This window comes from Caballeronia sordidicola, assembly GCF_002220365.1.
Classification (GTDB): Bacteria; Pseudomonadota; Gammaproteobacteria; order Burkholderiales; family Burkholderiaceae; genus Caballeronia; species Caballeronia sordidicola_C.
In genome coordinates, this window is the sequence record NZ_MTHB01000037.1 from 1 (window position 1) to 9,977 (window position 9,977).

Sequence of the window (9,977 nt, forward strand, 5' to 3'; positions counted from 1 at the left end):
CGCCAGTCACGTCTGACCCGATCATGGATGCCTTGTCCGTTCACCCCGCACGCTGGACACGGTAACTTTTTCGCGTCGCAGGACACTTCGAAATCGATCCGGCGCTTGGTTGTATCGAGCTCAACTCTGGATACCATCCACGGAGCTTGCAGACCCAACGCGGAAGTAAACAGGGCTTCAACGGCAACACTCACAGACGATTCCTCGATTCAGATAAGGGCGACTACTGCCTACCATCACTTCTTCGCAACGCGTCGACATGGCCGTGGGCACACCATGCCCTGCCCACAGCCATGTCCGAGCGTATTGGCCCTGCACAGCGTCAAGGTTTCGCTTCGCCGGCCTGCGCTGCGCGCAGCCCCCCCTTGACCCTGTTCCGGGCCTCAATGCATCGGCTCGACGTCGGCCATCGGCTTACGAAGAATCTGATGGGAAACAGCGGAGGCCATTATGGTACTTGATGTCAAGTTCCACTCAAAACGTCCTTGGGCCGGCGCGCTGGGCGTCGATACTACGCAACTAGCAGCAGAACGTCGTGCAGGCGATTGGCTCGTGGAGCAGTGGAGCGCGAATGTACCGGACAAAACGGGGGTGTCTATCTTGCCTCTAAGCTTACCCGCAGCTTACTGGCGGGTTGAGCCGATGACTTTCGATGTTGGCATGCCAAAGGGTAAAAGCCGTAAAGCTCACTGAAAACGCATAGCTTTGCAGCGCCATAACCGCTCAACATGTGTTATGCATTTGCCATATTGCGGTTTTCGATCTTATTTTTCCATTGCATGCCATCGGCCGGGCGAGTTTGAAGCGACAGTGACCAAAGAAAGCAGTTTGGTCCGTGGGCTCGAGACTTCGAAGACCGTATTGCCTCTGCCGTCGACGATCTACCTGATCGCAGCCGCTGGTAAAGCGTCTTGACATGCGCAAGGACTTGGCACAATGGATCTGTTTATCTCTTTGCGCAGTCAACACCGAACCAAGGCCCCAAAATGTCTCCCATCGAATACATTCGCACAGTCTTTCGCTATAGGCATGACCTCGCTTCACAACTTGCCCTACTTGTCGCCGTTGGGGTCATCTTGTCTTATCACTTGCTGACCAATCCAATGTTCGACTGGCTGTCACGATAGCCATTCCAATCTCACGTTTGCCGCCGAGCCCGCCGGTCAAACGATGCGCGAGCCACCATGAAAAAAGCTTAGAAACCACGGATGACTGCGTTTTGGCATGCCGAAGGCAAAAAAACGGTGTGTTTCGAATCAACCTGTTGAATATGTTACGTTTTTTGCATGGACGCAACACGGAACTTTTGTCTTTTCGGAGTTGCATCCATACGTTTTTCTTACACAAAGAACATCCCGACTTACCGCTCAAACGGTGTTGTTGCCGGAAGTTTCCCCGGACCGAGGATAAGGTCTACGGCCCAGCGCCAAGCCTAAGTTGCGCCAGCCCTTCCGAAACATGCACGCCGCTACAGAATAGTTGATAGCGTGCCATTAAGATGCCGCCACTTTTCACTGTCACTTGGTTTGTAGCTTTTCTCGATCGGCAACCCGTCCGGTCAGCAAGCGTTGCGGCCGTGAGTAGCGACAATTAACTGACCTGATCAGACGCAAACCGGCCAGAAACTGACCGTCAGACGGCGAACAATTTCCGCTCCTTATTTCGTTTCAGTGTGGTTGTTTTATTCACTGACAGATAGTAAGCGTAGGTGATAAAAATCCAGCGCTAAAGGAGACTTGGAGAATGTGCCCGTTGTGAATGTTGTGATGCGCGATGCCTGAAAATTTGCATTGCGATCGTGGCCGCTTTCACTGAAGACGAAGGGTGGTTGTGGGTCGTCTCATGCCCCTTGCATAGAGCGCACGCGCGCCGATCGCCATCGCACGGCCATGGGTCTCAGTGCGGCCACAATCGCAAGTCCTCGGCGGCGCAATAACGCTGATCGGGTTGGCCGCGACTGACTTGAGGTCTGCGCATCGCGGCACTGATTTTCCGACGAACGACGCTGGTCCGCTCGGCCCCACGTCGACGCGGTTAGTCATAGCGAGGCACGCGCCGCGATGCCAAAATATCGCGATGCCCAATACGCCCTCCGCCTCTACCCCGCTTGCCGTACTAAGCCCGCCCGACGCGGTGCCGTCCGTACTTCCCGTCCACACGCGCGTTCAGTTGCTGCCGTTCGATGAATTGGGCTGAGAGAATTTTGAGCATCTCTGCCGTCGGCTGACCGCGCTCGATGGCGAGGTCGATCATTGCGCGCGCTACGGGCGCCAAGGCGACGCACAGGAGGGGAGCGACATTTTCGCGCGCCAGGCAGATGGTCGCGATCATTGTCTTCAGGCCAAGCGCCACCGCACCTTCGGCGTGGCCAAGCTACGCGAAGCGATCGACGTTTTCCTCGGCGGCAGCTGGACCGCACGTGCCACACGCTTCACCATCGTCGTCCAAGCGTCACTGCGCTCGATTGCGGAGCAGGAGGAAATCGAACTACAGGCCGCACGGTTTGCTGCATGCGGCATATGCTTTGCGGCGCTCGTCGGCGAGGACCTAACCGACCGCTTACGGACAATGCTGCGGGTCGGATTTAACTACAGCCTTCCAGGCTCATACCATGGGTTTGCGTTTTTTTGTTTAGACAGCTCCGGCATTCTTTGGCTTTCATGACATCAGCTACTCGAATTGGCCGACCCAGCCCACCGTGCCCGGGGCGCGAATCGTCCCGAGCGACCGTTACGCGTGGTCCAGTGGCACGTGCTTGAAGAGAGTGACGACCCCGCTCCTTGCGACAAACATTGGCTTGATCGTGTGTTGAACTCGGCGATCGCTTGTCGCATGGCGGTGCCACGTGCCGATATCCATCCCAACGAGGTTTCGCCTCAAGAAAAAACTCCCGAAGAAGAGCGATCAATCCTTCGTCATGCTTGACTTCGTTTTGGAACTGAGAAGCTGGGTTATCACATCTGAGCCTACTTCGACATGTTCCAATCTTTTTATCTTTGCCGGGTTTCCCGCCCCATTGCCCCCTCTCATGCGTGCCGGGTGAGCGCCGCGCGCGCGATATGCGCCTATCGCGGGAAAGTCGCGCTTATCATCGCGCTCGCCTTCGATCGCATCGAATCTACGCGCCTGACCTGTCCCGCGCACGCCAAACTCGGTTCCGCCGGGTGTTGCGAATGAAAAATTCAAGGCAACTACGAGCGGGGGCGAGCAGGGCGAAAGCGCGTCCGTCGCGGCTTGCAGACACGGAGCTAGATCATCTCGAAAAGGTCGTGCGGCTTATGGCGTGGCCAGACACATACACGCCGATACACGGGCTGGATATAGCTTATTGGCGCAGAAGGGTCGCTCTTATTGAAAGTTTGTTCGAGTTGCTTCCAATTCAAAGGTCTCGTATAACGGCGCTACACGCTTCTCTCGGTTGGCTCGGGCCGTGACGACCCATAAATAGTTACCTTCCGCAGCGCGCTGCGCTATAAGCGCGATGCAAAGGCCAGACACGATGACGCTTCTGCTGTACGCGTTACGCGCGGGTCGAGTAAAACGGCATCAGCTGTATTGGCAAAAACGGCAATGTTGATGCTGCCCGTAGTTAGTTAGCGCACGACAACGGCCACGTGTCGAATTGCTCGGTGAGCGATATTTTGTCGGTTGCCGTATTTACGAAGGTCAAGCAGGATTTTGAAAGTCGAACTTTAGGCATGCTTGACTTTGATATGGACCTGCGATCATGGGTTGTGGCTTCGCTGGCCGATGACGGCGCAGCTATGCAAGCCCTCAAAAAGGAACGCACATGAACCTCATCAACACTGTAGTACATCTAGACTGAAGTCGCGCCGTACGGTTCTGGCTTTTAATCGGCACCGCCACTGCAGCATGGGAATTCGCAACGCTCTTCTGCCGTGCTCTGGCCGCGAGATATAGGAGGAAGCCATGAACACATCATGTCCGCTTATCAAGGGCTTCATGCATTTGCACCCGAAGCTTCGCCGCTTTATCGTCGGCCTCGTCTTTTATCTTCTGTGGTACGTCGACATGAGGTACTTCGGCTATACAGCGCTTGGCCCATGGATCGCCGGCATCACGCTTGTGATCTTTTTCTGGGCTTGGGGGGTGTGGACGTTGATCTTCATCTTCATGTGGGCCCTACTTTCCTTCGTGCGCTTTTACTTGATTTTCCTGCGATGAAATACGTTGAAATTTCTGGAAAAAAAACCCGCTCAAGCTAATTTTTTCGCCATGTCCACTTGGAGTACGATGAAACGTGGTGCGAGCGATACCGCGTTTGAGGGTCCACGCCGAGGTTGCCGATGAGGAAATATGTCATCCCGTGATGCCATTCGAAGCACCTTGAGATTTGCATTTGCTCCACCATTGCCACGGGTCCCGCAGCAGTTGCTGGACGGCTCGTGGTGATCCAATTTTAGCAAGGACACGACAACGCTCTTTCAGGGGGAGGAAGGATAGTGCGGACGCCGCAGCCGTCTTTTTGCGGTCCTAGTGCGGCGTCCGCTGCTGCTCTATGTACTGACGCATGATTGCAATGGGCGCTCCCCCATAACTGCCCGCGAAATAGGCGACCATAGCGCACCGCCCCATAGCTTGCGGCGGATGCTGGGGTGGTTTTTTTCCGGATCATGCGGCTCGAAACGTCCTTCGGGCCGTTCACGAGCGCTGACACGGCGACCTTTGGCTGGTAGTTCACCAACAGGTGTACGTGGTCGTTTTAGCCGTCGAACTCAACCCGTTCCGCTTCGAAGTCGGCGCACACGCCAGCGAACACCGTGCGCATGTCGTCCAGTATTTCTTTCGTGAATACCCCGCGTCTGTACTTGGTGACAAAGACCAAGTGAGCATGCGTTAAGAAAATGCAGTGGCGTTCGTGTCGAAGTTCGTTGTCAATGGGCGTAGGCCAAGCGCATGCTTCGCCGCATGGAACGTCTACAAGCCTACAAGTTCGAAGTTATGCCGACCGGCGACTAAGTGCGCGATATACGCCGCTTTGCCGGCGTGTGCCGCTTCGTCTACAACAGGGCATTGGCGTTGCAGAAGGAGAATCATGCCGCTAGCGAAAAGTTCATTGTCAAGTTCGCGATGAAAAAGTGTTTTCACCGGATGGCGCAACAGCCTTGACACGTTGTGGCTTTCCGATGCACCGCGCCATTCGGTAGACGAGGCCATTCCTGACTTCGACCGTGCGTTTCAAAACTTCTTCGCCAAGCGCACGGACATCCCGCAGTTCAAGCGCAAGGGTAAGTCGGCCGATAGCTTCCGTTACCCCGACCAGAAGCAAATCAAGGTGGTCCGCGAGAATGGCCGTATCAGCCTGCCTAAACTCGGCTGGCTGCGCTACCGCGACAGCCGTACGGTGCTCGGCGAGGTCCGCAACGTCACGGTGTCGAGCAAGTGTGGCAAGTGGTTCGTGCCGATCCTGACGAAGCGCGAGGTCGATCAGCCGGTCCCGCATGGTCCTGCTGTCGGTGTGGACGTCGGCATTACCCGCTTCGCCACTATGAGCGAGGGCACGTTCATCGCGCCGCTGGCGAGCTTCAAAAAGCACGAGCAGCGCCTCGCGAAATACCAGCGGCGCATGTCGAGCAAGACGACATTTAGCAACAGCTGGAAGAGGGCGAAAGCCCGAGTCCAGCGTATTCACGCGCGCATCGCGAACGCTCGCGGTGACTTCCTGCACCAAGCCTTTACGACGATCAGCAAAAACCGCGCGATGGTATGTATCGAGGATCTGCAGGTGCTCAACATGAGCAAGTCGGCCGCCGGCACCGCAGACGCGCCCGGTACGAAAGTGGCTCAGAAGCGCGGGCGCTACAAGGCCACCTTGGAGCAGGGCTGGTTCGAATTCCGGCGCCAGTTCGAGTACAAGATGGCATGGCGCGGCGGCTATCTGGTCGCAGTGCCTGCGGCCTACACACGTCAGATGAGCTCGTCCTATGGCCACGTATCGAAGGAAAACCGCAAGACCCAGGCGCTGTTTGCCTGCGTGCTTTGCGGGTATTCGAACAATGCCGATCACGTCGGCGCGATCAATGTTTTAGAGCGCGGACAGCGCTTGTTTGCCTGTGGAGGGATGGCGCAGTCAGGCCGCCCGTCGAAGCAGGAACCCACCGAAGTGACTCAGGCCATTCCGGCCTAAGCGCAGTAGAAATCCCCGTCGTTCACGGCGGGGAGGACGTCAAAACTCTCCGAGTCGCTACCGCAGTCGCAGTCTCAGGGCGAAAGACATAGCAAATTAGCGAGCATTCCAACTTATTAGGGTTGCGCGCAGCGTTACGATCCTCTCATACCCCGCGCCATCGACGCATCGACCTGAGCCTTATGGCCCCAACTCGTCTAAAAACGCTTTCGAAGAAAGCCATCTTATTTGCAGACGTCGTCGACGTTCATTCAATGCTTGACTCGCGAGTGCCTCAGTACCGAGCATCTCGCGCACAGCAACCTCGCTGGATCGTCGTGCCTATGACACCCAGTGATAATTAAGGAACGCGCGACCGGACTCGCCGCGTCCCCGAGCATTCACCTCGCCCCTTCAGCCTAGTCGCTGGGCGCGGTGCAAGCTGCCCGACACACTGCGGCAACGATGCACCGGCCTGTCAGGGGCGGGAAACCACATGTACGTCTAACGTACGGGTTTCCGAAAATCTATCGATCGGCACGCGCAGCCGAACCCAAAACGCGCAAAAAGAATTGCTCAGTTGCCGCGCGTCGTGCGTCGGTTGAGTAGCCCAAGTCACGATGTGACCTGGGACTATCGGAGTGCAGCCGCTTCCCTGCATCTGGTAGATCAAACAGTTATCTCTAAAGTTCCGGAATGCAAGCGAGCAGTTCCATCCAACCACTCCGTCGTTTCGATCGGCACGACGGCTTACCTTACCCGAGGACCATAAAGTGAAAATGCGTACGACCAAGACCGCACTGTTTGCGCGATCCGCAGGGTGCACGAGATTGCTCCATATGGGGTCCAGGCGCGGCCCGCTTTGGCAACATGCGGCGCAGGCGCTTTGGCACACACTCATCAAGTCGTCACTTGTGCTCTTGGCGCCGCCGCAAGGGGACAGTGTTGCCTGCTTGTGGCCGAACAGCAAACAACGAACACGGCGCCTCGACAGGGCGACCAAGATTTAAACCCCTTTCTTCGTTGGAAACCTATGTCTCAAAATCCGAAGTCTCCATATCACAATGCGGGCGCACCGGCGCCCTTACTCGAGCATCTAGTGGAGGATCTGGAAGCGCTGATGAAGTTAAGCGGGCACGCACGCGAAAAACCCGAGATACTCCTATGCAAGGAGTCGGACAATCCATCCGAAACGGCAATACAGACGTTGATCGACGGGTTCAACGAACTTGCTGCCGCGGGCCATGCATTGAGCTCGCCCTGGTCTGTGCGCGAAACACATATCCGTTATCTCATGCATCTCTGGGTGGATAAGAGCCGGCAGGGTCCAACTGTTGTGCTGAGCAAGCTTAATCACTGGCGCGATCTCGCCAAGAATATGCGCAAACCTGCGCTTCTCGCGACCATCGAAGGTTGCATCAGAGAGCCAGGTGGGCACGGCCGCCGCGACGCGCGGCGAAATGGGAGAATCCGAGAGGACTTGTATATCGACGCCCGTGATGTCCTTGCGCCATTGACACGATTGGCCGAGCACGACCGTTGGGTGGCCATTCAGGTCGAACTGCAATGCGCGTTCCACTTGCAAGACGAAAGCAGTATGCTTTTTCGGCCACTGGAATTCCTGCGTTTGTCAGGACAATTGCATATCCCAGATGGAACACAAAAAAGCGGGAGGGCACGCGTAATTACGCTTGACCAGCGCTGGAAGTGGGACCTGATGCTGCGCGCGCTCCGCTTGTCCAGTCCGACAACTGGCGTCATGTTTCCCGCGCCCTGGACATTAAAGACGTGGTATTGCCACTACTACGACGTATTGCGCTCTCTAGGTCTATCGCGCACGATATGGGGCGCTTCGTTGGATGGCGTACCGATTGGCGCTCTGAGCACGGCTTACGCAGAGCGTATGGCCAATCCGTCTCGGTCGCCGGAGCAAACCGGTGATCTTTTTATAGACCATGACGAGCGGACACTCAACCGGGACGCACGTCGCGCAACGATGCTGCGGTTTATTGAACGCGTGACCTTGAGCTTACCGCTGAGTCAAAGAAGTGTAGACCGATCACTGCATCGATGAGGAATTCAAGAACGCTTAAGTGTTGGTGCGAAGGGGACTGCGCGCCATTAGCAAGATGCATGAGAATAAGACGCATGAGAATTAAGACGAGTGCTGCGGCCCTGCTAAGCATTTTGCATCAAACGTTCAATCAAGTTTTTCGAAACCTCTGAACCTGAATATGCGGGTGATCGCTTTTAAAGCGCATAAGGTTTCCGTCATTTTCGCTGAGGCTATCTTGGTTAAAAGTGTAAGAGTTGTGCATATCTTTTGTCGCGCTATTCGGATAGCGCGTTTCATAAAAAATTTATCTTTGCGCCATCGTATCGCGAGGTTGTATCACTCTACCTTCTTTTGCAAAATCCATTTGCTGCAACAATCTGCCGCCCTTGTGTCGCGAATCGGCACCAGCTCGTCAATATCACTGGCCACAGGGCAAGTAATTTCCGTGAGTGCTGTACGACACGTCGATTGGGCGCCCGGACAGTGTGAGAGTACCGGCAAAGCACGTTCGCTTATTGCAGCGATGACGGCATTGATCTGGGCAACGCGATCATCTCATCTTTCGCATTTTCGGTCGTGCCATAGCCTCGCAGGCTGCTATGTGGATCGGGCTGTTCATTTATCTGAATGCGGAAACTGAGTGCCGCGGACAACTGGTGGCTATTTGCTTTGCAGTTGGTTTCGCAAACCGCCTTCTACTGAGAGCGTGTCGGAGCGGACAAGATCGCCGAGGTCTTGTTTTTTCCAGCGCGTACTCACAACGTCGGTGGGCGGAGTAAAAGAGTCGCAATCCAAGGCTAGAGTCCAAATCCAAGAATAGCAATCCAAGACGACTGTGATGAATCCGCTTGAACACGTTCGAGCGACGGTTTGCACGTCAGTGTGCAGCTTTCAAGTTCATATCGACCGGCTGGCGCAGCCGAACAAAAAATCGCGCAAGAAGAATTGACTAGTCGCTGCTTGAGCGCAGTGATTGGGTACCCGCGTCCGTGCGATTGGGGCGAGGACCATCGGAGCGCATTAATCCCCGGGCGCGGGTTGGATCAAAAGAAACTATCGCGAAGGTCCAGCAATGCAAGCGCTGTTAGTCACCAATCCGTGGCGTCATCTTGATAGGGACGACGTCGCCTTTTAAAATCGGCCAATCCATGAAAGTCATTTTGAGTTTTTCGCGTGCACTAGACACCTCGAACCTTCCAAAGCGGTTAAGAGAAGAACTCCAGAAGCTTTTCGAAAAGAATATTTTCCGTGCGCATAGCAAAACGCGCGTAACTGAAAATTCCATTTCAATAAAGACACAGGAGCGCCGCGTCGTAAGCTTGATCGCTGGTTTTAAAGAGCTTCGGGCCGATGGTTTTGCGCTTGAGACGCCGTGGAATCTTTCGGAGAAACACATCCGTCACTTGGTGAACCTCTGGGTGAACAAAAAGAAGCAAAGCCCAGGGACGGTAGAAAACAAGCTAAGTGTTCAGGAAAAACGGATTTCAAATTCCGAGCCATAGCCGCCGAGCAGCTTGGCGATCTCTGTATCGATGGTTTCCTTCGTCCAGGTGACGAAGCGCCGCCAGTGATACTTGGCGTGTTTCCAGACGATTTCGATCAAGTTCAGCTCGGGACTGTACGGCGGCAGATAGAAGAGCACCATCCGATGGTCGAGAAACCAGCGGTCGATGGTTTGCTGATCGATGTTGTGATGAATCGAGGCGTTATCGAGCACCACCACAGTCATCAGGCCGGGCGCGCCTTCCTGCGCGACTTGATCAAGAAACCGGATGACGTCGGGACGCTTGATGG

The 9,977-nt window shown here is 55.3% G+C and carries 9 protein-coding genes and 2 pseudogenes; 7 read left to right on the forward strand and 4 right to left on the reverse strand.

Annotated features, from left to right (window positions below; all coding sequences use genetic code 11):
* Together BSU04_RS47010 and BSU04_RS06230 are read right to left on the reverse strand one after the other, a co-directional pair.
* Nucleotides 1–194, reverse strand: a pseudogene (locus tag BSU04_RS47010) (ISL3 family transposase); the annotation flags it as partial.
* A 1,921-nt stretch (nucleotides 195–2,115) separates the two neighbouring features.
* The gene (locus BSU04_RS06230; RefSeq protein WP_144021134.1) at nucleotides 2,116–2,331 is read right to left on the reverse strand and encodes a hypothetical protein; all 216 of its coding nucleotides are present in this window, start codon (nucleotides 2,329–2,331) and stop codon (nucleotides 2,116–2,118) included.
* 33 nt (nucleotides 2,332–2,364) lie between these two features.
* Between BSU04_RS06230 and BSU04_RS06235 the strand changes: the two genes are divergently transcribed.
* From BSU04_RS06235 to BSU04_RS06240, 3 genes are all read left to right on the forward strand, one after another.
* Complete coding sequence (locus BSU04_RS06235) at nucleotides 2,365–2,664, forward strand: hypothetical protein (protein WP_089159789.1); 300 nt, start codon at nucleotides 2,365–2,367, stop codon at nucleotides 2,662–2,664.
* A 965-nt stretch (nucleotides 2,665–3,629) separates the two neighbouring features.
* On the forward strand, nucleotides 3,630–3,794 hold the full coding sequence (locus BSU04_RS46255; RefSeq protein ID WP_179258220.1) for a hypothetical protein: 165 nt from the start codon (nucleotides 3,630–3,632) through the stop codon (nucleotides 3,792–3,794).
* 136 nt (nucleotides 3,795–3,930) lie between these two features.
* A complete protein-coding gene (locus BSU04_RS06240; RefSeq protein WP_089159790.1) occupies nucleotides 3,931–4,185 on the forward strand; it encodes a hypothetical protein in 255 nt (84 codons plus the stop codon).
* Nucleotides 4,186–4,494: 309 nt separating this feature from the next.
* Here BSU04_RS06240 and tnpA read toward each other — a convergent pair.
* A pseudogene (gene tnpA / locus BSU04_RS06245) lies at nucleotides 4,495–4,900 on the reverse strand (IS200/IS605 family transposase).
* 107 nt (nucleotides 4,901–5,007) lie between these two features.
* Between tnpA and BSU04_RS48490 the strand changes: the two are divergent.
* The 4 genes from BSU04_RS48490 to BSU04_RS45230 all read left to right on the forward strand — a co-directional run bounded on the left by BSU04_RS48490 (nucleotide 5,008) and on the right by BSU04_RS45230 (nucleotide 9,685).
* Nucleotides 5,008–5,130: a helix-turn-helix domain-containing protein gene (locus BSU04_RS48490; protein WP_306427173.1), complete on the forward strand. Its 123-nt coding sequence runs from the start codon at nucleotides 5,008–5,010 to the stop codon at nucleotides 5,128–5,130.
* Between the two features lie 4 nt (nucleotides 5,131–5,134).
* Nucleotides 5,135–6,148 (forward strand): RNA-guided endonuclease InsQ/TnpB family protein, encoded by a 1,014-nt coding sequence (locus tag BSU04_RS06250; protein WP_306427172.1) that lies wholly within the window; start codon nucleotides 5,135–5,137, stop codon nucleotides 6,146–6,148.
* A gap of 1,078 nt (nucleotides 6,149–7,226) precedes the next feature.
* Nucleotides 7,227–8,201 carry a hypothetical protein gene (locus BSU04_RS06255; RefSeq protein WP_089159791.1) on the forward strand — a complete coding sequence of 325 codons (975 nt, stop codon included), beginning with the start codon at nucleotides 7,227–7,229 and terminating at the stop codon, nucleotides 8,199–8,201.
* A 1,130-nt stretch (nucleotides 8,202–9,331) separates the two neighbouring features.
* Nucleotides 9,332–9,685 (forward strand): hypothetical protein, encoded by a 354-nt coding sequence (locus BSU04_RS45230; RefSeq protein WP_144021135.1) that lies wholly within the window; start codon nucleotides 9,332–9,334, stop codon nucleotides 9,683–9,685.
* On the opposite strand, the gene BSU04_RS06260 is transcribed toward BSU04_RS45230, so the two are convergent.
* Nucleotides 9,652–9,977, reverse strand: a 326-nt coding sequence (locus BSU04_RS06260) for a transposase (protein ID WP_089159792.1), incomplete at its 5' end; no start/stop codon positions are given. The genes BSU04_RS45230 and BSU04_RS06260 overlap by 34 nt on opposite strands.